This is a genomic window from Rhizobium pisi (genome assembly GCF_003938655.1).
Lineage (GTDB): Bacteria > Pseudomonadota > Alphaproteobacteria > Rhizobiales > Rhizobiaceae > Rhizobium > Rhizobium pisi.
Genome location: NZ_RJJT01000025.1, coordinates 65,382 through 90,793, shown reverse-complemented (window position 1 = coordinate 90,793; position 25,412 = coordinate 65,382). Strand labels below are relative to the sequence as shown.

Sequence of the window (25,412 nt, the reverse complement as noted above, 5' to 3'; positions counted from 1 at the left end):
GTGAGCGCAGGTTCATCATGTCGTCGGTCATCGGTGGTGTCCCTCAGGTTGGCTCTAAGCAACCCGACCCTACCGGAAATCACCGATGGCTATGAAATCCAGCTACACCACTCCATGGGACACGATCTGCCGGACGGTTCTGTGTAGGTTCGTATCGCACGAAAATCGGCTCGGGAAATAGAAGTGTTGGTTCAATCGATCGTCGGCGAAAGTTGAAGTTTTCGTCGGGTAGACTTCTGGCGCTAGCACCAGCTCGTCGGGACAGAAGTTGGGATGACAATCTTGCCTCGACCGTGCCGACAGCAGTGCTGGTCCTCCCAACGACCTTCGGCTCTCTGGGGTCGCGGCATTGACCAGCACAGCTTGATTGAGTTTGGACCATCCCGGCAGCGAAAATGGCCCGGATCTTGCCCAATAGCGTGCGTACAGCGATGCCGAGCATATGAAATTGTTGGGACTAGCTCCCAGCTGGTCGCGTAGGCCGACACCGTCCTGCCGTCAGAAATTTCGATGGTAATTGGCGCCACGACCTTAGACGGCCAGCGTTCCAAATCAGTTTCCTGTGTCTTATTCGGTTTAAGAAGGAATTTTGTTCCTGCAACATCGAGTTGCAGAGAGAAATAGGCAGCCTTCCCCTGAGTAAAAAGATCGGTGATCGATTGGGCGGCATCATTCGAGATTTCGTGAGGGTTCATGTCTGATGGGCGATATGCGGTACTCAAATGCTGAAACCTTATCTAGTCCGCGTCAAACGCCGTCTTAACGCTTGCTTGCGGAGGCAGCCTCTCGGATTAGGGACGCAGTGCTTTGCACCCCCCATTCCTGCCCAAGGACACGAACCCTAAAAATCAGGGTCGGAAGATGCTAAAGGGCACAATTCGAAAAAAACCGGTGCAATTTGGTAAAGAGTTAGGGGCATCGACACATACTTGTCGATGCCCCTAACATTCTTCCATCGACCCGCCGGAATCCCCTGTGCTGTAGGGGGCTCACTAAGCAATGACCAAAACCACTTTCCATTTGTTCCCTTAATCTTCCATGCGGCGGGATGATCAAGATCGACAGCCTGGCTCGTGATGGCTCGGTGGATTTCGCGAGCGATGGCGAGTGAAACCTCGGGAGGACGGACACTGCACACCTGCTGCAACTTCGACTGTTCGTCCCCTTCGAATCGCCAATCGTCTGGCATCACTTGCAGACGCTGCAAGAGAGGAACAGACAACGGCAGCAATGGGAGACGCTTGCCGTAGTTCATTACTAATCTGTCACCAAGGCGCGGAAGATCTCGACGCTGTGGATCAAACCCGGCGTTACGCCATAGATGGGCCGACATGCCACGCGGCTGAACTCGATGCTTGTCCATGTCGGGGGCTAACTCGGCGCCGTACCGGCTGGCCCAAGCCTTGGCCCAGCCGTCGTAGGCGATCTGCTGCTCACTTTGTTGCTGAGGCTTTTCAACAGCGTCTGCCTTCCTGATCAAAAGTTTGAGTTCCTTCTTGACCTCATAGACACCGTGTGGGCTCAAATCTGGAAAGGCCGCTGTCCAAATTGCTGGCCCAACAGTTGCAACGGTCGATCGTGTTGGAGGAGGTAAGCTGCCGAGACCCCTTTTGATCCCAACAAAATACATGCGAGTTCGATCTTGTGGAACGCCGAACTCATTGGCAGACAGCGTCCACTTTTTGGTTTCATATCCAAGATTCCAAAAACTGGTGATCAGATCTTGGCGGAAAACATCGTTACGGTGCGCGTTGAATGCAAGATCGGTTTCGAAGAAGAACCCCTTAGGATTTAGCTTCTCGATGATCCTCAGAGCAGACGTGAACAGTTCGCCGTCTCTTTCCGCGTGATAGGCGAACGGTGAGATCGGGAAGGAGCCTGAGACAAGATCCAGGTTGGCTGCACGTTTGTTTGTCCCACGCCAAGCGTCGAGGTCTGCGGGAATGAGGGGAGCGGCAATGTCTGCCTTGACAGCATTCCACCTTCGACGGTTCGACTGGAGGGTTCGGATAGTGTCTTCGTCTCGATCCACCAACCCATGCATGTAGTATCCTGCGGCCTCGATGCCTAAGGCTTGCCCCCCTGCATTTGCGCAGAGATCGATGGCATTTAGTTTGCGCACGTCGCGTGGATCGATCTCTTCCTTCAAGCCGAATTCGTATTCCGGCGCCAGCTCCGCAAGAAATCTGATAGCGTCAAAGGATGACCATTCATAATGGATCGACCCATCACCGGGCATCCGCCCGTTGAAATCAGGGTTGGACATGACCTGAAGAGAGTGGTGTGCCTGTGCAAGGTAGGCTTTTATCGGCGAGTGATTGGCGAGCCCTGCCCATTCCCTGACTGGAGCAGGGCTGTCAGGGAACAGGGACCTAACCATGGTCAGAAGCTCGCCTGACGTTTTAATGATGTCAGCCAATAGAGCTGATTGGCTTTCGAAGAAGAAAGAGTAGCGACGGGAACCGGTAAGTTTTTCAAAGCGCCTGGCCGTCCTTTTGACGTAAGACGAGCGGCGGGAATGCTTGCTCATCATCCCGAAAAGTTCTGTAGCGGTGCGCCTGAAGCTGGATTCGACGGCGCGATTTCCGACGGCAAACGCATCATTGAATGCTTCCCGGCTCTTTTTGAAGGCTCGCTCTCCCTGTGGCAGTCTACGGTGGGCCAGTTGGTCGGAGATGTGCATGATCTCGTCGTGCGTGACGGCCGGATCCTTCTTGATGATCTGAGCGGCGTGCCCGTGAGACTCTTCATCGATTGCAAGAAGCGCACGATAGTTGTCGAAGTGGAGATCTCCTTCATCGACCTCTTTTTCCAACTTTGCGAGGAGTGATGTGATGTTCGAGAACGTGTTGTATTCGGCGTCAGTGAAGCCAAAATCCTTCATGAGGACTTCGACGTTAGCGCGTCCTTCTCTCGTCAGAACATCGATTTCATCAACGATCGTAGAGATTTGTAATCTTATGGCGCTACGAATTCGCGCCATGTGCTCTTGCGCTCGGACGAGTCGCTCTTCTCTTCCGAGCGGTCTATTGAGCCTTGCGGCTTTCGATATCTTTTGCTTCGCTGCCTTCTTTGCCATGGGTCGCACCTTCATTCCAGACGAGGGCAAACTGCCAAAAGAAGATTTCCACTAGGCCAAAGAGTTCGGTAAACTTTTGGTTGCGGCAGGAAGATTTGTTAGGCCAGCTTGACCGACCGCAAGCTCTCAGCTGCCGGGAGAGCTAGATATTAAACTGCCAATAACCGGCAGCCTTTGAAACCGAATCTGGGCAAATCAAGCGCTATGCGAGACTGGCCAAAGCATCATCGCTGTGACGGAGTGCGATGAGCGGTGGTCGATTTCACCGGCTCCTCATGTTGCCGATTTCAATCATCGGAGTGAAGGCACTAACCGCCGAACGTTTTGAATAGGTTCGGTGGCGGGCTCGATTGGAAACCTCTCCGCCAGCGGTTTCATCCGTGCGTGCCAGCGATTTTCCAAAGGGTCGTATATCCCCGGCAGCGGATAGCAGTCATTTATCAGCATGAAATCGCTGACGTTCATTGTGGCAATTGGCAATCGTCGGACTAGGGCGGCTGCGGCGATATGAAGGTCTTGGCCACCGCGAGGTTTCTTCCCGTTGCCACCGTTGCTCAGCCGTTGGAGCCTGGGATCAGCGGATAGAACGCCCCAAGTCTCGCTTACTTCCCTGTCTGTCTCGACAATTGGTATCCCGGCTCGCACGAGCCCATGATACCAAGCACTCAGCTGGACAGCTTTTATCGGGTTGGTGGCACAAATCTTTGTGATCCCCATTTGCAGCTCCATGAGAGCGCCCGCGGGTATGAAGTAGTTGTCAGCCGTGGCGAGGAAGGCGATGACGCTTTCTCTCGGACGGGGCAGGGCAGTCTCACTGATCACGCACGTATCAAGCAGAAATGCTGTTTTCATGGCGCGTCCCTCACGCGCAAAGGGTGCGGAGAGTATGGTTAACTGCTCGTTAACGGCCTTGGCGAAATTTCAGGGGTGCTTTTGGAGGCGGCGCGACATGCTGGAAGGCAACTCTACAGGAATCGAATTCCGTGCTAAGGAAACCTTTGAGAAATGCGGAACGATTCACGCAAATGCCGTCCAAGGAAATTCTGGTGCTGGGTGAGGGCGACAAGGAAATCATAGATTTCCTTGAGAAAGTGCGTGCCGTCAACGGCTTGCGGGTGCAGCTAGGCAACGACGTGTTTTCCGTGAAGATCTCTTCTGAGACCGTTTCCGACAAGGGCCGTGCGTTCCTTACAAATGGCGGGTCGATCGGTTCAAGGAGATAGGGATCGCTCAGCGCCGAAAATCGATAACAAAGTCAATCCAGCCGTCCCGACTTGTCGTTCGCTTCAGTGCCGTCAAAAGGTGATCGCTGTCTACGATTAGATGCCTTGTGGACCGGTAGGTGCCCGAGTCCGTCAATTAGAGAAAATACCACCAACGTCGATTTCAGCCGCGGATCTTCAAGTACGGTGCCGTGCTCTGCGTGTTTTGCGTTCGCTGCAGCGTGAAAATCGCTTCACCGAATATTTCTCGGCGGCGCAACCTGCGGGAATTCTCGGCGCGGGCCTTATCTACCTTGGACATGTGCGTTGTCTGGGAGAGCGACGTTTCGTTTTCAACCATGTCGATCAGCAGATTGCGCATCACTCCGTTCTCTTCCTTCATGCGGGCAAGTTCGATTTTAATTGGGGACTCCGAAAGTTTACGGGCAATGGTTTCGTCAATTGTCTTCTCGATAAGCCGCGTCCTCGCGGAGAGGTAACGCCCGACGGAGAAGGTCAGAAACATGGTGCCGAGGGCGAGGCAGAGGTAAAGCATTGTCGGGCTCCAATCACCAACTGGAGATCGTGATTTCCGAAGCTGAATTCAACCCGATGGCCGTCACTCTCAACGAGAGACCGGTTGATCGCCGTCACATCGGAGCGTGTTACGCCCCCCATACGATATAATCTACCAAGATCCGGCTTCGATCAAATGCGTGACAACAGTTCGGCCTTCTTCGTCGCGAATTCGTCGTCGGTCAGAATACCTTTTGCATGAAGCGCCGCAAGCCGCTCTATTTTGCCGATCACGTCATCGCTCTCGAATTTTGGTCTGGCGGCAGCGCTTGCTTTGTTGATCCGGAGTTCATTTTCTTCACGTTTCTCGACTGGAAGGCTCCGAAGTGGCTCAGCTTCCTCGGAGACCTTCCGGAGGGTGGATAGCGCGATGCGTCCGTGTTGAGAGGAAAAGGACACATCTTGCCCGGTTCCCTGCTGCTGCGAGAAGCCAGTGATTTCGTGATCATCGGTATCGTAGATCGTCGTGCGGTTACCGTCACTGAGTGCCAGTCTTCTGGCAGACGGGAAAAAGGCATACCGCATCGAATTCTGAGATCCAGCGGAGGCGGGTATTCCAAGATCGTGTGGATACCAGCGACCGGAAGTGTGCTCAGCGTGATCCCCCTGTTGCTGACTTTGATAGAATCGGGGTTGGGCCTCGGCGTCCGTGCGTGCGGCGGCGCTCAAATCTAAGCAAAGGTCCAGGACCTTGGACTTGAGCGCATGATTGAACATGTCTCCAACCATGATCATGCCGCCCGCCGACCATTGGCCCATACCACCGAGTTCCGGCAGGTTGAACTGCGCTTGATTACCGCCACCGGCGACCATGGCTCCGTACAATTGCCGAATAGTGTCGCTGCTTACGCCATGTTTTTGCGCAAGCGACGAAAACCACTCAGACCGCTTTTCAGCATTCATCGCCATCCGCTCCATCGTAATCCTCTAAAGGTCGCGATTCTCTATATAGGCGCTGGCTTATCACTTTCCTCATCTACGACGCAGAATGTCGGAAGGGGAAGGCGTTGCGGGTTCTGGTATTTCAACCTCGAGCCACTTTTTTCGAAAGCATACTGGCAATCTCTGCTGCCTCCAGCCGAGCGGACGTCTTGTATGGGTAGTGCTTCCAGCACCACCATTCCTGCTGCTCTGATTTGCCGAAGCGAAAGCCAGCCCAGTCGCCGCAGTGACACTTCCTCGCGACTAGGGCAGGGGCTCGTTGAAGAGTGGGACGATCGGTGCCGCTCATCTAAGCTCCTTTAGGACCCAGCCGCCTTTTGGCGTGGGCCATCCATTTTTGGCTGCGCGAAATTCGGCTTCCGCCAATGCTTTTCGTTTGGCGTCGAGCATACCTGAACCCCACACCGTGATGCGAAGGCGTCCGGCGGTGAATACGTACCTGTCCAAATCAGCGTTCCGGCCAGTCGCGTATCCTGCCCGGAAGCTTGTCCTGGCTGCGCTAGCGTCAATGCGGTTGCGGTATGAAGCAGGCTGTCCATCCCACCATCGCTTGAAGGCGGTTTCAAAGTTTGGCCGGGATGGTCTGGTTTTATCCAGCATCTAGGCCTCCCTATCGAATTTGGGCGACCAGCCCCGAGTCATGCCGTAACTCATTGCGCTCTGAGCCAGGGCGAGCTGGAACCGCAGATGCTTAATGTCGCTGAGCAATGTGGCGACAGTCGCTTTTGCATCGTCATCATGGAAGGCGAGTGCTGCCTCAACTTCGTAGTCTAATTCTGCCGATGGAGTCGCGAACTTAACGGACATTGAACCGCCCACATACCCTTTGAACTATTTGAGTGTTCTCATTATGTTCTCTTCCGCTATGGAGTCAACAGGCGTCGCTGTATGGCTTCGCGCACATCTCAGAAAGGGAGTAAGCAGTCATGGCGCGACGGAAAGGCGAATTGACCCCTGCGGCGATTGACCGAGGATGGCCGTTCCAGGTGGCGCTCCTAGCTGAGCTCTCTAAAGGCAAACTTGGCGAGGAACAGGCTCTCTACTGCAATCGGCTAATGCGCTGCAGCCGGGGTCACACAGTCTTTCACGAGGATCAGCATTCCAACATACATTGCTTCGCCACGAAGGTCGGCGCCGAAGCCTTCATGGCGAAGTTCGGGGGCGAATGGTTTGATCCTCGCGATCGAGGAGCAAGGGTTCTGGCAACCCAGCTTAAAGGCGCAGCCGCCGAGTGGCAAAGGCCTGATCCCTCGTCAGACCAGGCCCTCCCTTTGCCGCCTCGAGGAGCACGGCGGCGGGGTCATAGAAAATGTCGACCGTCCGGTCAACGGGAGAAAGCATTGTCAACCGCTCGAACCTTTCCCGGAACCGCCGTAGGTTTGCCAGATGGAAGGTCTGTTCAGCTACCAGATGACGTTCTCCGTCAATGGATTTGGATAGAGAAGCCCTTATCCCGATTGACGATGATTTCGGATTGGGTGACGTACGCGCTCCGGACTTGGCTGCTTCGGCTACTTGGAGCGGGCGGCCCTCAGGTCACTTGATGTTAAACCGCGCGTTTATCTCCTGCCTTCAGAGGATAAAGCTCACCAGAATTCTCCTTTGTCGAGGTCAGGAAAACGAGGTAGGGATGCGGCGCGGGCCTTGACGCAGAAGCGTGCGAGTAGGGTTCGTTGGTTCCTCGTCTCATTTGAAATGACCACATCATGTCGGAATACAAACCTATCGGTTGGCCACATAACCGTGATGAAACACTGGAATGGCTGGTCAACGGCACCAGTCGCGAGCGCTTCATCGACGACATCTTCACGGAACTCTGCGAGCGTCTTCGAAGTGCCGGGACGCCTGTCGCTAGAGCTACATTGTTTCTGAACACCTACAATCCGCAGTGGCAGGGAGCACGAATCCTATGGCGGATAGGCGATAGCAAGGCCGCGATCATCACCTTTGATTACGGGATCGAAGACACCGGCCGTTATCAAAACAGTCCAATTCGGGAGTTGGACGAGGGTGCCGATGTTGTCCGCCATCGAATTTCAGAGAACCGCGGCCAGGCGCCTTGGTATCCGGTCTATGATGAACTTCTGGAGGAAGGTCTCACCGACTACCTCGCCTTGGGCGTGGAGCATACGCTCGGGAAAAGGCAATCTGTGACATTCGCCAGTGACGGAGCTGGCGGTTTCTCGGAGGCAGATATCCAGCTTCTCAAGGATATCTTGCCTGCGCTAGCCCTAGTGAGCGAGATCAGGCTCAAGAACCGGTTGGCTCGAACACTCTTGGAGACTTATGTCGGCCCGCATGCCAGCGAACAAATCTTGGCTGGTGCGACCCGGCGAGGGAGCGGCACAACCGTTCGTGCTGCAGTCCTGATATGCGATCTGCGCGACTTCACGTCAATTTCTGACATGTGGCCGCGCGACGACGTCATCGAATTGCTAAACAGCTATTTCGACGCCGTATCGGACCCTATCGAGCAGAAGGGCGGCGAAATTCTTAAGTTCATGGGTGATGGCCTACTCGCTATTTTTCCTTTGAGCAATCCGCAGGCTTGTGAGTCCCTCTTGGCAGCCGTTACCGAGGCGCGAGCGAACATGTCAGCGATGAATGACCTCCACGTTCAAAAGGGCCATCCGGCGCTGCGGTATGGAATGGGGGTCCATGTTGGTGATGTCATGTACGGCAATATTGGATCCCGAAAGAGGTTGGATTTCACCGTCATCGGACCCGCCGTGAACATCGCTTCGAGGCTGGAGAAGCTTACTAAGACCATCAAGAAGACGGTTCTGCTGTCCGCTGATTTCGTTGAGGCCGTGGGGAAGGATGCGCGGATGGAGGGGCTGGGATCATTTGAGCTTCGAGGTGTAACGAAGCCCATCGAGGTCTTCACGTTCGGCTGATGGACTTCGGAACTCCAGGTTCGTAACCGGTGTTCCGTCCCACGTTGCCCCTCTCCGTTAGGATTTTCCGAGATCAGGGAAACCACCTATCTAGGTTTATTGACGCTAGCTGAGAAGGCATTTGATTGCTGGCCTGCTAGGTTGCCTTTGCGAAGTCCCGGAAACAATTATTTGGAACAGCTAGTGGCTTAGCGGCGAGCAAGGAAGCCTTGAAACACCATCGGTAACAGCGAAGTGTATGCGAATTGGCTTGGAGCGGGGATTGGATGAATTTGAAAGCAGCGTCAGTAATTGCCGTTACCATAGGATCAGCAATCGCGGCATTTGGGGCTGTCGATGGGGTCATCGCTGCTCCTGAACAGATTGGCTGCTACGGCGACAATTGGGGTCCCACTCTCGCCATGCTTGAGCCGACGCCCGCCGGTCCGATGAAGTTGAAGACCTTGCGGTGCACGCCGATCCCCGAAGGTTGGCCGAGGATGGTCCCGCCTGCGCTGTCGCCAAACGGCGAGCTTGTTTACGCGTTCGGTTCCTGGAAAGGTTTGTGGCTCGGTGATGTGACGCGTGGTGGTCGCGCTCATACGGTGAATGAAAAACTTCCTGGAGACCTCTTCACACTGACGGCTCCCTTTACTTGGCTGGATGACTCCTCGTCAGTTATCGGCGTGAAGCGTGAGACGACCGTGGCAGGCAGCGTCTCGTATAGTTCTCTGCGGCCATATCTCTTTCGCGTGGATGGCTCACAGGCGAAGCTGCCCGAACTCACTCATCCAGGTGGCGCACTCGATGAGCTTTACTGGATCGATGGTTCGGGGTTAGCACTCGCGGGCTTTGGGATGTACGAGCGTGACGACGAAAAGGAAGACGAGCATAAGCAAACGCTTGCCTTCGTTGACGCTAATACGGGAGCGATTTTACAAGCCGTGGAAAAGGCAAACGTGCCAGGGCTAGCCGATCAAAGAAGCCTGGAAGCTGTTAAATCCAAGATCGACCCATCCGGGAGGGCACACGTCCTCGTGAAATGGGGACCCAGCAAATGGTTGCTCTGGGTTCAAGGCCAATCACCGAAAATCGTTCCTTTGCCGCAGACTGCTCAGTGGTCGCCGTTCGTTCTTTCGAGCGATGCCTCGAGCGTCCTGATGATGGGCAATTTGAGCGCGACGGGTTGGGTGTGTGAACTATCAGACCGTTGCCCCCAGCCCATACCACAATCGGGAATGATCGCTGAATTCCGGGACCTCCCAACCGGTCTCGTGAAATGGACGATTTCTGGCACTGCTTCGTATTTTTCCCGGAGTCTGCATCCGGCCGTCAGCCCAGATGGCCGCTGGGGTTTGATATCGCTCCCGGACGAGCAAGGAGCCGCACTTGCATTGATTTCGATGACATCTGGTAAAGTGATTCAGAAAGTGCGGCAGCCGGGTTGGGGGCCGATAGGCCTGTCATTCTCCGCTGACAATAAGTCCGCATTCGTCACGGGTGGAACGATTGTGGCTACATATGCCGTGGCCGAATAAGTGCCGTTTTCATCACCATAAAGCGAGAGTCGCGTGCTGGTTGGAAGTCGACCTCTCCGCCAGGTATTGCTGCAGTGGTGTTTTCTGACGCTAATGAATTTGTCGCTGATCTTTGACCTAAGTAAGGTTTCAGCACCGCAGCGCCAGCGCAAAATCTGGCGGGCCTGTAACTCAATTCTGAGGTCTTGCCTTCTGGCGACATGATGCAATCTATCGGTCGGTAATCGAGTTCACGAGGGAAATGCCCATGACCACTGCACGACAGATCGTCCTCGCCAGCCGACCTTCAGGGTCCCCAACCTCGAAGAACTTCCGGCTTGAAGACCGCGAGTTGCCCGAAGTGCAGGAAGGCGAAGTGGCACTTCGCGTGCTCTACCTCTCTTTAGATCCTTACATGCGCGGCCGCATGAGCGACGCGAAATCGTATGCCGCGCCAGTGGCGATCGACGGCGTCATGGAGGGGGAGACGGTGTGCGAAGTGACTCGCTCCAGACACCAGGACTTCAAACCTGGTGAAATCGTCCGTGCTCGGACTGGATGGTGCACGGACGCCGTTCTAAACGGGGAGTCCATACAGCATGTCGATACCCACGGAGCACCAGTGACCACGGCCATCGGTGTGCTCGGAATGCCGGGGTTCACGGCTTATAGCGGCATGAAAGTGATTGGGCAGCCCAAAAAGGGCGAGACGGTTGTTGTCGCCGCGGCCTCAGGGCCGGTAGGATCCTTGGTGGGGCAAATCGCGAAGTTAGCAGGTGCAAGGGCCGTCGGCATCGCGGGCGGCCAGGAGAAGTGTGCCTATGTGAGAGACGAGCTCGGCTTCGATGCAGTTGTCGATCATCGATCTAAGGGTTTTGCGTCCGATCTCGCAAACGCATGCCCAGACGGTATTGACGTCTATTTCGAAAACGTTGGAGGTCCGGTGTGGGACGCCGTTCTGCCGCTGATGAACCTTTATGGACGTGTCCCCGTTTGCGGGTTGATCGCTAACTACAACGGTGCGAGCTCATCAGACCATGACAAGCTGCCTGCCACGATGTCCGCCGTGCTGAGACGAAGCCTGCTGATGCGAGGCTTCATCAACACCGAGTTCGTCAAGGAACACTACACCGCCTTCCGGCAGGAAATCGGACCGCTTGTTGCGTCAGGGAAGATCAAGTACCGCGAAGATATCGTTGACGGCTTGGAGAACGCGCCCGATGCATTCATCGGGATGCTTTCGGGCAAAAACTTTGGGAAGCTTCTCGTTCGAGTCTCTTCTGGCTCGCGATAACCTATCTACATCCTAACATTGCGGTGCCTCTCAGCCGAAGCCTTCGCCTGTTCCGACAAAGGTAACATCAATCGTGTTTGCGAAAGTCTTTGTACGCGAGCCATCCGCGCCTACTGAAAATAGGACGAGGGTAAACTTGCCGCTTCCTTCAATTTTGTCGGAAACGCTGAAGGCCCACTGAACCGTATTGTCGTTCTGTTCACCCTGGCCGAAATTGAAGCACGGTGCGGTGTCAGAAGTTGCGATAAGATCCTGCCGAAGCTTGTCGAGCGCGTCCGCGATTGGCGTTCCGCGAAACTCCGGGGGCGCCGGTGGTGGGTTAATGATGCGCTGTTTCTTCGAGCTTTCGTCTTCGATCTCGGCATCGGCTGCCGCTGTTAACGGGAAAATTGAAAGCTTCGTGGTGATCGTATCGTTTAACACCCTAGATACGCCGACACTGCCGTCCAATGTTGCAAGGTTTACTGGGACCTGCAGTCCACCACTTCCGGACGTTGTTTGATCGACTTTAGCAGTGACCGTTATCGCTACTTTCGATACGATGAAATCCACCGCGCCAGCGCAAACTTTCCCGCTTCCCACTGCTGACTTGTCATTTTGGTGTCGGTATATATAGGTCCCAATGTCATGTTTTATCTGCCGCACAAGGCTCTCGAATCTCGAATGCGACAGTCCGGCTTACATCTGCGGTGTTTGCACCTAGCCCGCAGCTCGACAACAATCCGGCGGGCACCGCTAACAGCAACCCCCTGCGGTTGATGAGAAGGTCCATGAAAACGTCCCCCGACGAAGTTCAGTGAATTTCAACCCGAGGGCGAGTATGGTCACAACCTGGTGCACCTGTCGAGTCTCTCAGCGGTTCACGTCGACTAGCGTACGGCCGCGAACCTTGCCTTGAAGCATGTTTTCGGCAACGCCCCTGACTTCATTAAGCCCGACCTCGCTCACCATGGAGCCGAGTTTCCTAAGATCCAGATCGGTCGCCAAGCGTTTCCACGCTACCTCACGTAGAGACTGTGGCGCATTGACGGAATCGATCCCACAAAGAGTGATACCCCGCAAAATAAAGGGCAATATCGAAGCTGGAAGCTCCATTCCGCCTACAAAGCCGCAGGTTGTCACGGCACCGCGGTACTTGGTCTGGCTCAAGATATTTACAAGGGTCTTGCCACCGACCGCATCGACAGCGCCCGCCCAACGATCGGCCCCCAGTGGCGGACCGTCCTCCGAGAGCAGGGCTCGATCCATAACTTCGGAAGCACCGAGCGACTTCAGGTAGTCAGCCTCAACGGACTTGCCACTCGAAGCAGTCACCCGATAGCCCAACTCGGCCAGGATGGCGATCGAAACAGAACCGACGCCACCGGACGCGCCGGTCACAAGGATGTCTCCACGCTCGGGATTGATCCCGCTATGTTCGAGCGCAAGTACGCTCAACATCGCCGTAAAGCCTGCGGTTCCGATTGCCATGGCATCGCGCGTGCTGATCGACCCTGGCAGTTTTACCAGCCAATCGCCCTTGACGCTTGCTTGCTGCGCATAGCCTCCGTGATGATCTTGGCTGAGCCCCCATCCAGTCGCGACAACCTTGTCCCCAACTTTGAAACGGCCGTCGCGCGAGCTTGCGACAGTGCCAGCAAAATCGATGCCCGGGACTAGTGGAAAGGACTTGATGATCCGAGGGGTCAGGATAGCGACCGCGTCCTTGTAGTTCACATTCGACCACTCAACCGCAACCTTGACGTCCCCATCGTTAAGTATCCGATCATCCAAGACTTCGACCGAGGTCGTGACGGCGCCGTCGGTCGCACGATTAGCAAGGATAGCCCGAAATGTCATGGTACGTTCCTTTCGATTGATAATTGCCATGACTTTTAGGGGCTTGCGGCGATCATTGAAAGAACCCACAATTATAGCTCATACTACCATTTTTGTAAGTATCGCCCACGGAGGATCTTGTGAGACCTAAACGCCTAAATCCGAAGAGCGACTGTGCGGTCGAACTGACGCTGTCTGTCATCGGCGGTGTATGGAAGCCTCTAATCCTCTTCAATCTTCTGATGGGAAAGAAGCGGTTTATGGAACTCACGAGGCTGATCCCGAGCGCGACTCAACGCATGCTCACACTTCAACTGCGTGAGCTTGAAGAGGATGGATTGGTGACACGCCACGTTTTCCCGGTTGTTCCCCCGCGCGTAGAGTACGAGGTGACCGATTTGGCGCGAACTCTAGCGCCCGTAATGTTGAGCCTGCGGGACTGGGGTGAGCGTTACCGGCTTGAGCAGCAAAAGCTGCCCCCGCTCGAACCTCACTGTCAGGCCTGAAAACAGGTTTCCAGACCAGCATTCTTATAACTGCAGCGCGGATTCCACATGGGCTAGGAGAGCCTTCACGTCGACGGGCTTGCCGAGGAATGCAAATGCTCCGCCGTCCATCGCCTGGGCTTTAGTACGTCCGTCAAGATACGATGTGACGAAAATGATCGGCGGCCGCTTTTGATCCGTGCTCAGGATCTTTTGCAAATCCAGGCCGCTCAAGCCGCCGGGCATGTCGACATCTAGGAGCATACAATCAACATTCTCGCGATCGGGCGCCGCAAGATAGTCTTCGGCTGACGAAAATAAACGGCTCTCGTATCCACAGGACACCATGAGGTCGTCGAGTGCCTCGCGGATGGCAAGATCGTCGTCAACGACCGCGATGGTCTTGGAAATGGGCAATTTCGGAAGCCTGAATGTGAAAGTTGGACACGGATTGAGTTATGCGCTCTCGCCGAGCGCTTCGATACCACACCTGGGTCTAGGTTCCGGTGATTTGGTGCATCTTTTTGAGGAGATCTGCGAGCGTTCGGACCTGCATCTTCCTCATAACGCTACCGCGATGCAGTTTCACCGTCACCTCACTGATGCCCAGCTGGTATGCGATTTGTTTGTTCATCAATCCCTTGTTCACTGCTGTTAAAACCTCGCGTTCTCGCGGTGTCAGACTTTCCAACAGCCGCCGGACATCCTGGGTGGCGGCGACGGCTTCTCGAGCCGCCGCATCCCTCGCCAATGCGACGGTCACCGCGTCAAGGACGTCCTGGTCGCGGAATGGCTTGGTGAGAAAGTCTACTGCTCCGTCCTTCATTGCCTGGATGCCCATCGGAATATCGCCGTACCCGGTGAGGAAAATCACGGGTAGCTTGCTACCAATGCGATTGAGTTCGCGATAAAAATCCAGACCGCTGACCCCAGGAAGTCGGACATCAAGCAGGATGCAGCCAGGCGCTGCGACGTCTGCCCCCTCAAGGAATTCCTTAGAAGATCCAAAACTTCGGGCAGGGATGCCTACGGATAGAAACAGGTCGCTCAAAGATTCACGTATCGAGTGGTCGTCATCCAACAAATAGACCGTCGGTGCGACCTGTTCATGCGTATTGCGTTTCATGCTTTTTAGCTCCGACCAGTGGAAGAGAAAGTTCGAACACCGCGCCGCCCGAAGCGTTGTTTCGAGCGGTCAATCTTCCGCCTATCGCCTCTACGAAGGTCTTGCAGACAGACAAGCCAATTCCCATCCCTGTCTCTTTGGTGGTGAAGAAGGGCGCGAAGAGCTTATCAACGGCGTCTTCCGCGATGCCGGGACCATTGTCGGCAACCGAGATCACGACCTGATCGCCATCCCCGGGGCGGACCTCGATATTCACCTGCGGATTTGCCTGCCGGGAGTTGGCAAGAGCCTGGATTGCATTCGTTACGAGGTTTATCAGAACCTGCTGGAGCTCGATCCGCATGGCGATGACCTGCGGAACGGACTTGGAAGCGATGATCTTGTGCTTCACCCGATGCCCGTCAAACTCCGCGTCCATAATCGCGCATGTCTCCTCGACTAGATGCACGAGGTCCACGCTCGTTGGTTCGCTCTGTGTCTGTTCGATCCTGCTCCGTGTTTGCTTTATGATCTCGCTTGCTCGCTCGCCATCTCGAACAATCCGGTCCGTTGCCCGCTTTGCGGCGGCAAGATCGGGTGGATCGCGGTCCAGCCATCTGACCAGCGTTTGTGCACTCACAATTATCGCGCCAAGCGGCTGGTTAAGCTCATGGGCCAACGACGTCGAGAGAGCGCCGATCGCGGCTGTTCTCGACGATGCCGCAAGTTCTGCTCGCGCATCCTGCAACGCCTTTTGAGCAAGCTCACGCTGTGTGATGTCTACCATGCCCGTGACCACGCGGTTGAACGCGGTGGCATCCTCCGGAAAGCTGACCGTTAGAAGAACAAGCTTCTTTTCGCCATCGTCACCGACCACAGTCACGCTGTCGGAAAATGAGCGGCGCCCCTGGAACATTGCTTCCATCAGGTCAAGAAAGGTTTCATCGCCGGGCGGCAGGATCCGTCGCAGCGATCCCGGCGTTTGATCAATTGCATTTCGACCCAATAGTTCGACCGCCGCCTCGTTCGCCGCCACGGTACGAACCGCGGCGACGCATCTATCGACGATTTCTGGCTGTTGTCGCGCATATTCTCGAATGTCGTCGACCCCCTGCGCCTTCAGCGAGAGCAAAATCTCTCGAACAGAGGAGTAGTCGCGTTCCCAGAGTGCAACTTTCGTGCGGTCAAAGATAGCTCGATATCTACTCTCGCTCTCGCGAAGTGCGGCGTTAGTGGCGATTAGCTCGGACCGTGACGCTTCATTTCGCATCAGCAGAGACGTCGTGATGACTAGTGCGGCCAGAGCGACGCTGAGCCGAAGCAACGATTGCAGGTCGATAAGCGCGTCGCTGTGAGCGTAGACGTAGGACGCGGCAGCAAGCACGACCGCCACCACGCACCCGGTCACATGGCCACGGGCAGTTAGGATATCCCCAAGTAGAAGGAGAGCGATTACATAGAGGACCGCGATTGCGCCTTCAATCTTGGTGAATGTGTCGATGTAAAAGATGGTCCCAGCAAGAACCAGCGCCACAGCAGCAAGGACGGTGCCGTACCCGTTGTCCGTTCGACCATTGAAAAAGTGTGTTGATGTCATCCCGATCGCAAAGCCCCCAATCCGCAAGAATCGTACCACTCTCAACGGCGATGTCACCTGTACTGTGGTCTAAGGTAACGTTTCTACGATTGTCGGGATCGATGGATCCGTAACGGGCCGTCTCTCGAAGTATTGTACGATCCGGCAGTCATCAATCCCGATGTGGTGTTTTCCGAAGTCTTCAGAGGACCCGAATTCGGAAGTCGGATCGTATTCCATGCGACGAGCGGAAAAACTACCCGCCAACAACGGGTGTGGGTCTATCTCCGGGCTTGTGTTTACAGGGCTACAGCTGAAAGCTGGCACCCCAGCTTTTGACTGGCCAATGGTTTTCGGCTCCGTGCCCGACGTTGAAATAGAAGTTGTTCAGGAGTTTCTGGCTAAAGAGCCACACCATTTCGGTAAATTGCTGCCTTGTAACCTCAAGCCCAAGGTTGAAGGACGGCATGTTTTCTGACTTGAACATAAACCCAGCTTCGACGCGCTGCGGCGTTAGCGGAGTGCGTACCCAGAACGAAACGACCGCAGGCCACCGCATTTTTGTGCGAGGCGAGATCACGACCGCGCCCACTATGAGGTATGTAAATTCGACTGACATCTCCGGAGGTCCAGGTTGGATGTGCTGGCCGATGGAGCCGGATGGGCGTTGGGCGAATTCTCCAGCCCAATCTCCCACTTCGACCTCCGGCCAAGGAAATTTCGGCAGCTCCTTTTTTGTGCTTTTCGGCATCGGGAACCTCTCCGGCAATGAACGTCAGCAGACAAAGGACAAAGTGCGTCGACTCTTCATGCAGTCAAGAAGACCCCAGGTCCTGCATCCGGATCGACGGGGTATGGCGCCGGTTCATGTCGACGGCTCCAGCCTTTTCTCAGCCGCGATCGGAGCGGCCTCCTGAGATAAAATGGTCGTCGAGCCACCTGTGTGTTAGGCGAATGCCTTCAATGCAGCATGGATTTGGGATACGACGGCTGCGCCTTCACCGACAGCGGCAGCGACGCGCTTCGTTGAACCGGACCTGACGTCGCCAATCGCGAAAAGATTTCGAAGGCTAGTTTCAAGAGATGTGCGTTGACCGTCGTTGGCGCCGGTAGTCTCGGGGCCTGTGAGAATAAAGCCAGAGCGATCGCGCTTCACATGCTCGACCAGCCACCCGGCGTTGGGATCCGCGCCGATGAAGAGGAACATATGGCGCAGCTCGAGATCTCGCTTTTCACCCGTCGCGTTGTTCCTGACGACGGCTCCAGAAAGCTCAGAGCGGGTGTCGCCGGATACAGCGTCGATCTCGCAGCCCATATGTATTTCGACATTTGGTAGCTGCCCGATGCGGTCCACCAAATACTGAGACATGGTTTCTTCCAGGGGGCGGCGGGCAACGAGATGCAGCTTCTTTACCTGCGGCGCCAGGTAGGCGACCGCCTGTCCCGCGGAATTGCCGCCGCCAACAAGCGCGATCTCTTCACCTTGGCAGAGGCGGGCTTCAACAGATGTGGCCCAGTAGGAAATCCCCGATCCCTCGAATTTATCAATGTCCGCGACGGCTGGTCGGCGGTACCGAGCACCTGACGCGATTACGACAGTTTTGGCCCGAACGGACCGACCGTCATCCAGTTCCAAGGAGTGATAACCATCTGATGCGGGCACGAATTTTCGAACTTCGATTGGCAGCGCGATCTCTGCACCAAACTTGAGGGCTTGGTTGAACGCTCTGCCAGCGAGAGCTTGTCCCGATATTCCCGTTGGAAAGCCAAGGTAGTTCTCGATCCGAGCCGACGCCCCGGCTTGGCCGCCAACAGCTCGTTCATCCAGCACTATCACTTTCAAGCCTTCGGATGCGGCGTAGACCGATGTAGCCAATCCAGCGGGGCCTGCCCCGACGACTGCAACGTCGTACAGGACGTCCGTGTTGATGTCCGGTGTGATCCCAAGACAAAGAGCGGCTTCCTGATTGCTTGGATTGTTGAGCACACTGCCGCTAGGGCAAACCATGACAGGCAAGGCGTCGGCCGAGACGCCAAGCTTTTTGACTAGCTCACGGCCACTCTCGTCCGCTGAGGCGTCGAGAACCAAGTGAGGATAGCCGCTGCGCGTGAGAAATCCCTGCAGACGAGTGATTGCGGCGCTTCCAGGGGTGCCAATTAGGATCGAACCAGCACCTCCGGTGTCGATCAAAGCAACTCGACGAAGGATAAAGGCTCGCATCACCAATTCGCCAATGTCGGCTGAACCAATAACCAACGCCCGGAGGTGTGATCCGTCGTAGGGTAGCGCAACGCACCCCTCCGCACCGGCGACGCCTCTCACCAATGAAGGTCGACCTGCCAGTTGACTGACCTCGCCTGTGAACTGGCCGGGCGAATGGGTCACCACATTCAATTCATGCGAAAGGCCGTCGTGTCGAAATACGTCCAAGCTTCCTTCAAGCACCAGCCAGACTGGCGCGTCTTTTTCGCCGAAATGCACCACTATCTCGCCTGCAGAAAAGTGGTGAGGTTCCCCGCTGGCGAACCTCCGGGCCGATATCATCTGCGTCGGGCTCAAGACTGGAAACATCTGTTCCGCGCGATTATTCGAATTTGCCATGAGAATGCTCCGCCGCTCCGGCTTCAATAGAATTTGGGAATAGGCCCCGGATGTGGTGTCCGATCGGGAAGTTCGACGATGGTCTCGTCGACAAAGCACCAGCCCCAACCTTCGGGAGGGTCGTAGCCTTCGATTATCGGGTGGCCGGTCTCCTGAAAATGCTTGGTGGCATGATGACCGATGGAATCATCGCAACATCCGACATGGCCGCATTCCCGGCAGAGCCTGAGGTGTACCCAGCCTTGACCAATCTCCAGGCATTCCTCGCAGCCCAATGTGCGAGGTTTCACTCTGTGTACGCTAGATCCATGGTTGCACGTACTCATGGGGACCCCCATCCGATTGGTTGTTGTAATTGACCGGGAGATTGTATCGAAGTGCCTGCTTCTAGCAACGGGCGGGAGATCCACCCGGCTAAGGCCCCGATAAAAATTCCTGCCACCGTCCCAAGGACGAGCGCCGTCTGACGCGGTAGCTGATATCCCGCGTTATGGAGTGCATTGTTTAAGCTTGCGGGTACGTCTTCAGCCCCGACGGGGTCAAGCGTTCGACGAAGAGCCTCGGCCTGACGTTCATAGGCGCCCACACGCTGGGCGGCGCTCAGATCGCCATGGAGATAGGTCTCGACTTCAATCTTTTTCTCTGGAGCAAGACTGTGGTCGATGAAGCATTGAAGGTCTGCTTCTGTGATTACCCGAATTGTCACTTCACCCTCCGCAGGTAAGGCCTTTTGATGAGCGTTTGCCGGATTGGGGCTTCAACGATGAGCCTGAGCTGCTCCCGCGCTTGCGGCAGCAAACGTAGAAGCTCGCCCTCCGAAATATCCAGGACCTGCGCAGCCTCGCGATGAGAGAGCCGCTCTACCGAAGTCAAAAGGATCGAGCTTCGTTGGACCGGCGCGAGTTTTGACAAAGCGATCGCTGGTCCGATGACCTTTTGCCCATAGTTTTCAGGATAGTCAGCGGACGGCGTTGCCGACGCTTTCCCGTCCACCAGGCCACACATCAACCTAAGAGCATTGAGGCGTACATTTGAGTGTCCCATCCACAGCCACCGAGCTCGCAATTTCTTAAGAGTGGTGAGCACGAGGACATCCGCTGCATCCACGTCCGGACAGTGGCCTCGCGCAAAACGCCTCAACGACGGAAGGTGTGGGAGAACTGCTTCGCTAAAGTTTTTCATAGGTTCTTTCTCTAAGCGCCGGACGGGGTCAAATCTTGGATGATTTCGCCGCCGCGTCGTTGATGCTTCAGCTCGCGTAGCGCTTGAGTGGGAGTGGGAGTGGGTAGGAAGCGTAGTGACAGGATCGGATTGTCAAAGAATTGGTCGCGCAATTGGGTACATTCGTCTCATCAGCCGCCCGGGACCGCCCTCCCGCTAGCCGCTGGTCGTGAGGGCAAGCCCCTTGCTGCGAATGCTCTCCAAGCCGCATTCGCGTCGCGGCCCCTCGTTTTGGATCCCCCAACCAAAACGAGGGGCCGCAAAACCTTCGGATTCTGGGCAGTAAAAAGCCGCGTGCGAGACGCGTTCCTTCTAACGAGGACGTCGGCTTTGCCTTTAAGACCCCACAAGACGCCACCTTGGTGAAGCTTGGCGGCAAGGAAACCGGTCCATTCCACCGTGTGCTTCGACGGCAATGTCTACGAGGCTAGTCATTGGATTTCTTCTGCTAGTTTGGGTTTGGAAGAGCTTGAAGCGCAGCTTCAGCAACGGCAATGTCCTGTTCGATGGAGCCACCGCTGACGCCAACGGCTCCGGCCACGTTGCCATCGAGAAGGATCGGAATGCCCCCACCAAGGATGACGAAAGCCCCGCCATTGACCGAGCTGACAGCGAATAGCGATTGTCCTGGCTGGATCATTGGAACGAAGGCAGCGGACGGGGCGTGAAACGCCCTGGCAGTCCGGGCTTTGCCGATCGCCAGGTCGAATGCTCCTGGCCACGCCATGTCCATCCGCGCCATGGCGACCAGGTCTCCACCACCATCGAGAATGACGATTGTGGACTTAACGCCGATCTGGTTGGCCGCATGTTCGGCTTTTTCGATCATGGCTCTGGCGAGGGAGAGGTCGAGGACACTCATGCTGTTATCCAGTGCGCTGAGGGATCGGGGCGACACCGCACCCAGCAGCGGCTGGGTGCAGTTAGTGCGATTGTGAGATCGGGTACGGTGATGACTCGTGCGGCTTGTGACGAGCGGCCGATTGCAGGTCGAACACCGCGTGCGACCGTTGAGGGCGGGCGAGGGCGGTGCCTCGCCCGCCGGGCGATCAACTTAGTTTGATGTCAGAGAGATCGATGGAAACGACCAAAGGCTCGGCCATGGATTGTCCATCGGGCTGGCGTGGAAAGATACGGCGCACGGTCGGGAACTTGATCCCCTGAACTTCGGTATAGTCGCTGATGTAATGTGCACCAGGTGTGTTGCCAGCGATCTCGACGTCGTAGTCGTGACGTTTCAGCAGACCGGATTCATCGATGTAGAGCGTCTGGACGGTGCTGTGGGTCGCGATTTCTTTCGGGAACGTCACCTTCAGGCGCTTCCAGGTCTCGCCTTTCTCCGTCCAGTCACCGAGTTCTTCGGTTTCGACCCCCGGCGCCGCGAGCAGGAACGGCATATTGAGATAGGTCCACATGGCGATCCCGGCGAAGTAGGCAAGCTGCTCCTCAGACCAGGGTGTTTCCAAGGTGTGGCCAGCGAACGACGCGCGAGGGCTTTCGAGTTCGCCGACGATATTCCCGCCGTTGTCCTTGATGGTGACCTTGCCTGGTTCGAAGCGTGTGACTTTCGCCTCGGGACCCAGAGGGGAGTGCGATGCCCATTCATCGCCGAGACCGACGGTGACGTTCGTTTCATCAAGCTTTCCAGCCTGGCCCTTCAGTGTCCAAAGGGCGCCGCCTTGGACGAGGTGAGCGGACAGCTGAGAGAACTTTTTCCACTGATCGAGACCACCGTGGGCGTCGATAATCTTCTGTGCGAGTGCGTTCATAGTATTTCTCCTTGTGTGTGGCGCGATCAGGCGTCCAGGAATGTTTTGACGTGGGCGACGAAGGTCTCTGGGTACTGGAATAGCGCACCGTGGCCAGAGTCCGGATAGATGATCAGGGTGGCCGTGCTCATGTTCTTGAACATCTCGTACGCGTTGATCGACGGGAACATGGTGTCGTCGCTTCCGTGGACGATCAGAGCAGGCTGTTTGATTGCCTTCAGGGAGGCGTGATCCGGGTCTTGCTCAGCGCACCAGCCGATAATTGAAGCGGCCTGAGGATTGCTGACGTCTTCGCCGCTCTCGGGGTCACGATCGTTCTTGCGGACGGTAGCACGGGCAACGAAGGCTCTCGCAGCTGCCTGGCTTGCGTCTGACGGCGGGAAGAAGAGGGGGAGGCGCACATCAGGAGCATTTTTGGAAAACGCGTCCTGGACGACCTCCATGAGGTGCTCTTCTCCTCCCTTTGGTGCGGTGCCAGCCAAGATGATTTTGCGGACCTTGACGGCGGAACGGGCGGCCATGACCTGCGCCAAGAAACCGCCGAGCGAGAAGCCAAGGAGATCTACTTCACCAAGGCCAAGTGCGTTGATGAAGTTCTCAGCGTCGGTCGCCATCTGATCGACGTTGTCGGGCGTCTTGCCGCCAGATGTCCCGACGCCAGCATTGTTGAAGATCACCACCGGGCGATCCGCTGCAAGTGAATTGGCAACGATGGGATCCCAAGCGTCCATTGTTCCGGTGAAGTGCTGCATAAAGACGAGCGGCACGCCGGTCTTCGACCCAAGACGGCGATAGGCGAACCGTATGCCCCCAGCCTCGACGTATTCGGTAGGTGCTGTCTCCAATGTGGCGGACATGCTGTATTCCTTCCTCGGTGATGCGGCTCGAGCCGTGTGTGTTTCCGAGGAGATACTGCCTGCCGGGTGCCAATCACGCGAGTTAAGGCATATTAAGTGATGTTAAGGTCGAGATACCCGGGAGCAGCCACTATATTGCTGAACAAAGAGAAGGCGTTGGCACCCGGCTTGCGCATTCGAATCTATTCGAAAGAGGTGCCGAATTTTCTCGGCGAGCCTGTCGCGACCCGCTGTGCGGCGGAAGTTGACAATTCCGCGGAGGAAGCCACTGATCGACCCCACAATAGGAGCAATGGTTCATGGATAACGCAATTCGGCGGATTGTTCTGATCGTCGCGCTCGCGAACCTGGCGTATTTTGGAGTCGAGTTCGTCGTCGCACTGAGGATTGGATCGGCATCACTTCTGGCGGACAGCGCCGACTTCTTCGAGGATGCATCCGTCAATCTGCTGATCTTCGTGGCAATGGCATGGTCGGCGAGGAACCGCGCACATGCCGGAATGGCCATGTCGGTCATACTCCTCGCTCCGGCCGTCGCTTTTCTGTGGATCGCATGGCAGAAGTTCGAAATCCCCGTCCCACCGGAACCACTTGCGCTCAGCCTGACTGGCCTCGGCGCACTCGTGGTCAACCTCTCGTGCGCCTACCTGCTGGCGGCTTACCGTGATGCAAGTGGTTCACTTACCAAGGCGGCTTTCCTCTCCGCCCGCAATGACGCCATTGCCAACGTCGCTATTATCGCCGCAGGAGCCGTCACGCTCTACCTGTGGCGCTCGCCATGGCCGGACCTGATCGTGGGCCTTGGCATCGCATGGATGAACCTCGATGCGGCGAAGGAAGTGTGGTCCGCCGCACGGAAGGAGCATGAAGCAGTCGCCTGATGTGTAGGGATGCCCATCAAGCTACGGTCAAGCTCGTCATGGGCATCCTTCGAGGCGAGGATGTTACTTTCCTGTGCCTGAGTTCTGGAGAGCCGACGGCAGCAAGACGTCCGGGAAGTCCTGATAGGAGACCGGGCGCAGGAAACGATATATCGCCAGTGTTCCGACCGACGTGGAGCGTCCATCGGATGTTGCCGGGAAGGGACCTCCGTGGACCATTGCAGGCGAGACTTCGACGCCGGTGCCAAAGCCATTGATCAGCAATCTCCCTGCCAGCTGTTGGAGGCGCGGGACGATCACTTGGGCTGCGGGGTGGTCGGCCTCGTCAACTTGCAGCGCAATCGTCAGCTGACCCTCCAGATTATCGAGGACCTCCAAGACCTGGCGTTCATCCGAGCATTTGACGATCAAGCCTGCCGCACCGAAGACCTCTTCCTGCAGTTCGGGGTGAGCGAGGAACGATGAAGCGTCGGTCTCAAAAAGTACCGTAGCGGCCTGAAATTCCTTGCCATCCTGTCCGCGAGCAAGCTCCGCCACCGAAGAGTGAGACGCCAGTCGCTGTACCGCTTCACAGTAAGCTTTGAAGATCCCGCCGGTCAGCATTGTTTGCGCCGGTGTCTCCGCAAGTGCCGCCCGCGCCGCATCTTTGAAGGCGTCAAGGCCGGGACCGTCAATCGCGATCAACAAACCGGGGTTCGTGCAAAACTGACCAGCACCCAAGACGAGCGATCCTGCGAACGCCTTCCCAATGTCCGCTCCCCTTTGCTGCAACGCATTGGGAAATAGGATGACTGGGTTGATGCTGCTCATTTCGGCGTAGACCGGAATCGGCTGCTTGCGCTCTGATGCGATCTTCACCAGTGCCATACCACCGCGTCTGGACCCCGTGAAGCCGACCGCCTTGATCCGATGATCGGCGACAAGTGCCTGTCCGACTTCAAAGCCGGTATCGAACAGCATCGCGAAGGTCCCCGGATGCAGACCACTGTCGGATACAGCCTTTTGTACGGCATGCCCAACCAGCTCGGAGGTTCCGGGGTGCGCAGAGTGGGCTTTGACAATAACCGGGCAGCCAGCCGCCAGCGCGGATGCCGTGTCGCCGCCTGCAACAGAGAACGCCAATGGAAAATTTGACGCACCGAAAACAGCGACTGGACCCAAGGCGACGTTTCGAAGTCTCAGTTCAGGCTTGGGAACGGGCTTCCGGGTCGGATCGCCAGCATCAAATCGTAGCTCTTGGAAGCGGCCAGCCCTTACTTCCTTGGCGAACAGTCGAAGTTGACCGACGGTCCTGGCCCGCTCGCCTTCGAGACGACCCCTTGGGAGGCCGGTCTCAGCCATGGCCCGCACGATCAAGTCGTCACCGATTGCCTCAATTTCTAAAGCAACACGGTCAAGGAAAGCGGCTCGCGTTTCGAGGCCAGTTTCGCTGAAGCTTGGAAATGCTTCCCATGCCAGGGCCGAAGCTTCGTTCACCTCATCGAGCGTGGCACCTGCGAATTCGACGGGCAAGCTGTTGCCGGTCGCAGCCTCGACTGCAAAGAACGACTTTCCTTTGCCCATCCGGGCGGTTCCACCGATGAGCAAGCTACCGTTTAACATTTTGGGGGCC

At 56.2% G+C, this 25,412-nt stretch carries 24 protein-coding genes; 6 read left to right on the top strand and 18 right to left on the bottom strand.

The genetic code is table 11. The features are described from left to right. Positions 1-841: 841 nt before the first annotated feature. Positions 842-3,079, bottom strand: coding sequence for a DNA cytosine methyltransferase (locus EFD55_RS27525; RefSeq protein ID WP_167493249.1), 2,238 nt, complete (start codon positions 3,077-3,079; stop codon positions 842-844). 291 nt (positions 3,080-3,370) lie between these two features. Continuing rightward, a complete protein-coding gene (locus tag EFD55_RS27520; protein ID WP_125849401.1) occupies positions 3,371-3,931 on the bottom strand; it encodes a PIN domain-containing protein in 561 nt (186 codons plus the stop codon). 173 nt (positions 3,932-4,104) lie between these two features. Here EFD55_RS27520 and EFD55_RS27515 point away from each other — a divergent pair, with 173 nt between their 5' ends. Next, complete coding sequence (locus EFD55_RS27515) at positions 4,105-4,302, top strand: hypothetical protein (protein WP_125849399.1); 198 nt, start codon at positions 4,105-4,107, stop codon at positions 4,300-4,302. Positions 4,303-4,465: 163 nt separating this feature from the next. On the opposite strand, the gene EFD55_RS27510 is transcribed toward EFD55_RS27515, so the two are convergent. From EFD55_RS27510 to EFD55_RS33920, 3 genes are all read right to left on the bottom strand, one after another. Then, positions 4,466-4,837, bottom strand: coding sequence for a hypothetical protein (locus EFD55_RS27510; RefSeq protein ID WP_125849397.1), 372 nt, complete (start codon positions 4,835-4,837; stop codon positions 4,466-4,468). A gap of 152 nt (positions 4,838-4,989) precedes the next feature. Then, positions 4,990-5,775, bottom strand: a complete 786-nt coding sequence (locus EFD55_RS27505; RefSeq protein ID WP_245438586.1) for an SHOCT domain-containing protein — start codon at positions 5,773-5,775, stop codon at positions 4,990-4,992. A 624-nt stretch (positions 5,776-6,399) separates the two neighbouring features. Beyond that, a complete protein-coding gene (locus EFD55_RS33920; RefSeq protein WP_003561743.1) occupies positions 6,400-6,606 on the bottom strand; it encodes a hypothetical protein in 207 nt (68 codons plus the stop codon). Positions 6,607-7,505: 899 nt separating this feature from the next. Between EFD55_RS33920 and EFD55_RS27480 the strand changes: the two genes are divergently transcribed. From EFD55_RS27480 to curA, 3 genes are all read left to right on the top strand, one after another. Then, entirely contained in the window at positions 7,506-8,696 is a 1,191-nt protein-coding gene (locus EFD55_RS27480; protein WP_125849391.1) for an adenylate/guanylate cyclase domain-containing protein, read from the top strand. A gap of 266 nt (positions 8,697-8,962) precedes the next feature. Then, on the top strand, positions 8,963-10,213 hold the full coding sequence (locus EFD55_RS27475; protein WP_125849389.1) for a YncE family protein: 1,251 nt from the start codon (positions 8,963-8,965) through the stop codon (positions 10,211-10,213). 241 nt (positions 10,214-10,454) lie between these two features. Further along, a complete protein-coding gene (gene curA, locus EFD55_RS27470; protein WP_376774112.1) occupies positions 10,455-11,486 on the top strand; it encodes an NADPH-dependent curcumin/dihydrocurcumin reductase in 1,032 nt (343 codons plus the stop codon). Positions 11,487-11,516: 30 nt separating this feature from the next. Here curA and EFD55_RS27465 read toward each other — a convergent pair whose 3' ends face one another. Next, positions 11,517-12,038, bottom strand: coding sequence for a hypothetical protein (locus EFD55_RS27465; RefSeq protein ID WP_125849385.1), 522 nt, complete (start codon positions 12,036-12,038; stop codon positions 11,517-11,519). A 300-nt stretch (positions 12,039-12,338) separates the two neighbouring features. Further along, on the bottom strand, positions 12,339-13,325 hold the full coding sequence (locus EFD55_RS27460; protein ID WP_125849425.1) for an MDR family oxidoreductase: 987 nt from the start codon (positions 13,323-13,325) through the stop codon (positions 12,339-12,341). Positions 13,326-13,444: 119 nt separating this feature from the next. On the opposite strand from EFD55_RS27460, the gene EFD55_RS27455 reads away from it, so the two are divergent. Beyond that, positions 13,445-13,810: a winged helix-turn-helix transcriptional regulator gene (locus tag EFD55_RS27455; protein ID WP_125849383.1), complete on the top strand. Its 366-nt coding sequence runs from the start codon at positions 13,445-13,447 to the stop codon at positions 13,808-13,810. Between the two features lie 24 nt (positions 13,811-13,834). Here the strand turns inward: EFD55_RS27455 and EFD55_RS27450 are convergent, their stop codons facing one another. The 10 genes from EFD55_RS27450 to EFD55_RS27405 all read right to left on the bottom strand — a co-directional run bounded on the left by EFD55_RS27450 (position 13,835) and on the right by EFD55_RS27405 (position 22,919). Beyond that, positions 13,835-14,206, bottom strand: coding sequence for a response regulator transcription factor (locus EFD55_RS27450; RefSeq protein WP_125849381.1), 372 nt, complete (start codon positions 14,204-14,206; stop codon positions 13,835-13,837). A 79-nt stretch (positions 14,207-14,285) separates the two neighbouring features. Then, the gene (locus EFD55_RS27445; protein WP_125849379.1) at positions 14,286-14,915 is read right to left on the bottom strand and encodes a response regulator transcription factor; all 630 of its coding nucleotides are present in this window, start codon (positions 14,913-14,915) and stop codon (positions 14,286-14,288) included. Then, a complete protein-coding gene (locus tag EFD55_RS27440; protein ID WP_125849377.1) occupies positions 14,896-16,491 on the bottom strand; it encodes a sensor histidine kinase in 1,596 nt (531 codons plus the stop codon). Before EFD55_RS27440 ends, EFD55_RS27445 begins: the two co-directional genes overlap by 20 nt. 286 nt (positions 16,492-16,777) lie before the next feature. Next, positions 16,778-17,221 carry a hypothetical protein gene (locus tag EFD55_RS27435; RefSeq protein WP_125849374.1) on the bottom strand — a complete coding sequence of 148 codons (444 nt, stop codon included), beginning with the start codon at positions 17,219-17,221 and terminating at the stop codon, positions 16,778-16,780. Positions 17,222-17,416: 195 nt separating this feature from the next. Further along, a complete protein-coding gene (locus EFD55_RS27430; RefSeq protein ID WP_125849372.1) occupies positions 17,417-19,072 on the bottom strand; it encodes an FAD-dependent oxidoreductase in 1,656 nt (551 codons plus the stop codon). A gap of 23 nt (positions 19,073-19,095) precedes the next feature. Beyond that, the gene (locus tag EFD55_RS27425) at positions 19,096-19,398 is read right to left on the bottom strand and encodes a UBP-type zinc finger domain-containing protein (protein ID WP_125849370.1); all 303 of its coding nucleotides are present in this window, start codon (positions 19,396-19,398) and stop codon (positions 19,096-19,098) included. Positions 19,399-19,774: 376 nt separating this feature from the next. Further along, complete coding sequence (locus tag EFD55_RS27420; protein WP_125849367.1) at positions 19,775-20,254, bottom strand: sigma factor-like helix-turn-helix DNA-binding protein; 480 nt, start codon at positions 20,252-20,254, stop codon at positions 19,775-19,777. 487 nt (positions 20,255-20,741) lie between these two features. Beyond that, positions 20,742-21,155, bottom strand: a complete 414-nt coding sequence (locus EFD55_RS27415) for a GlcG/HbpS family heme-binding protein (RefSeq protein WP_125849365.1) — start codon at positions 21,153-21,155, stop codon at positions 20,742-20,744. 187 nt (positions 21,156-21,342) lie between these two features. Then, positions 21,343-22,062, bottom strand: coding sequence for a hypothetical protein (locus EFD55_RS27410; RefSeq protein ID WP_125849363.1), 720 nt, complete (start codon positions 22,060-22,062; stop codon positions 21,343-21,345). Positions 22,063-22,088: 26 nt separating this feature from the next. Further along, entirely contained in the window at positions 22,089-22,919 is an 831-nt protein-coding gene (locus EFD55_RS27405) for an alpha/beta fold hydrolase (RefSeq protein WP_125849361.1), read from the bottom strand. A 299-nt stretch (positions 22,920-23,218) separates the two neighbouring features. Here EFD55_RS27405 and EFD55_RS27400 point away from each other — a divergent pair, with 299 nt between their 5' ends. After that, complete coding sequence (locus EFD55_RS27400; protein WP_125849359.1) at positions 23,219-23,800, top strand: cation efflux transmembrane domain-containing protein; 582 nt, start codon at positions 23,219-23,221, stop codon at positions 23,798-23,800. A 63-nt stretch (positions 23,801-23,863) separates the two neighbouring features. Here the strand turns inward: EFD55_RS27400 and EFD55_RS27395 are convergent, their stop codons facing one another. Next, positions 23,864-25,363 carry an aldehyde dehydrogenase (NADP(+)) gene (locus EFD55_RS27395; RefSeq protein ID WP_125849357.1) on the bottom strand — a complete coding sequence of 500 codons (1,500 nt, stop codon included), beginning with the start codon at positions 25,361-25,363 and terminating at the stop codon, positions 23,864-23,866. Positions 25,364-25,412: the final 49 nt, after the last annotated feature.

Excerpts from the sequence above, each read along its gene's own strand:
- EFD55_RS27525 (WP_167493249.1), bottom strand. The coding sequence starts at position 3,079 with ATGGCAAAGAAGGCAGCGAAGCAAAAGATATCGAAAGCCGCAAGGCTC.
- EFD55_RS27520 (WP_125849401.1), bottom strand. The coding sequence starts at position 3,931 with ATGAAAACAGCATTTCTGCTTGATACGTGCGTGATCAGTGAGACTGCC.
- EFD55_RS27515 (WP_125849399.1), top strand. The coding sequence starts at position 4,105 with ATGCCGTCCAAGGAAATTCTGGTGCTGGGTGAGGGCGACAAGGAAATC.
- EFD55_RS27510 (WP_125849397.1), bottom strand. The coding sequence starts at position 4,837 with ATGCTTTACCTCTGCCTCGCCCTCGGCACCATGTTTCTGACCTTCTCC.
- EFD55_RS27505 (WP_245438586.1), bottom strand. The coding sequence starts at position 5,775 with ATGGAGCGGATGGCGATGAATGCTGAAAAGCGGTCTGAGTGGTTTTCG.
- EFD55_RS33920 (WP_003561743.1), bottom strand. The coding sequence starts at position 6,606 with ATGTCCGTTAAGTTCGCGACTCCATCGGCAGAATTAGACTACGAAGTT.
- EFD55_RS27480 (WP_125849391.1), top strand. The coding sequence starts at position 7,506 with ATGTCGGAATACAAACCTATCGGTTGGCCACATAACCGTGATGAAACA.
- EFD55_RS27475 (WP_125849389.1), top strand. The coding sequence starts at position 8,963 with ATGAATTTGAAAGCAGCGTCAGTAATTGCCGTTACCATAGGATCAGCA.
- curA (WP_376774112.1), top strand. The coding sequence starts at position 10,455 with ATGCCCATGACCACTGCACGACAGATCGTCCTCGCCAGCCGACCTTCA.
- EFD55_RS27460 (WP_125849425.1), bottom strand. The coding sequence starts at position 13,325 with ATGACATTTCGGGCTATCCTTGCTAATCGTGCGACCGACGGCGCCGTC.
- EFD55_RS27445 (WP_125849379.1), bottom strand. The coding sequence starts at position 14,915 with ATGAAACGCAATACGCATGAACAGGTCGCACCGACGGTCTATTTGTTG.
- EFD55_RS27440 (WP_125849377.1), bottom strand. The coding sequence starts at position 16,491 with ATGACATCAACACACTTTTTCAATGGTCGAACGGACAACGGGTACGGC.
- EFD55_RS27435 (WP_125849374.1), bottom strand. The coding sequence starts at position 17,221 with ATGCCGAAAAGCACAAAAAAGGAGCTGCCGAAATTTCCTTGGCCGGAG.
- EFD55_RS27430 (WP_125849372.1), bottom strand. The coding sequence starts at position 19,072 with ATGGCAAATTCGAATAATCGCGCGGAACAGATGTTTCCAGTCTTGAGC.
- EFD55_RS27425 (WP_125849370.1), bottom strand. The coding sequence starts at position 19,398 with ATGAGTACGTGCAACCATGGATCTAGCGTACACAGAGTGAAACCTCGC.
- EFD55_RS27420 (WP_125849367.1), bottom strand. The coding sequence starts at position 20,254 with ATGAAAAACTTTAGCGAAGCAGTTCTCCCACACCTTCCGTCGTTGAGG.
- EFD55_RS27415 (WP_125849365.1), bottom strand. The coding sequence starts at position 21,155 with ATGAGTGTCCTCGACCTCTCCCTCGCCAGAGCCATGATCGAAAAAGCC.
- EFD55_RS27410 (WP_125849363.1), bottom strand. The coding sequence starts at position 22,062 with ATGAACGCACTCGCACAGAAGATTATCGACGCCCACGGTGGTCTCGAT.
- EFD55_RS27405 (WP_125849361.1), bottom strand. The coding sequence starts at position 22,919 with ATGTCCGCCACATTGGAGACAGCACCTACCGAATACGTCGAGGCTGGG.
- EFD55_RS27400 (WP_125849359.1), top strand. The coding sequence starts at position 23,219 with ATGGATAACGCAATTCGGCGGATTGTTCTGATCGTCGCGCTCGCGAAC.
- EFD55_RS27395 (WP_125849357.1), bottom strand. The coding sequence starts at position 25,363 with ATGGGCAAAGGAAAGTCGTTCTTTGCAGTCGAGGCTGCGACCGGCAAC.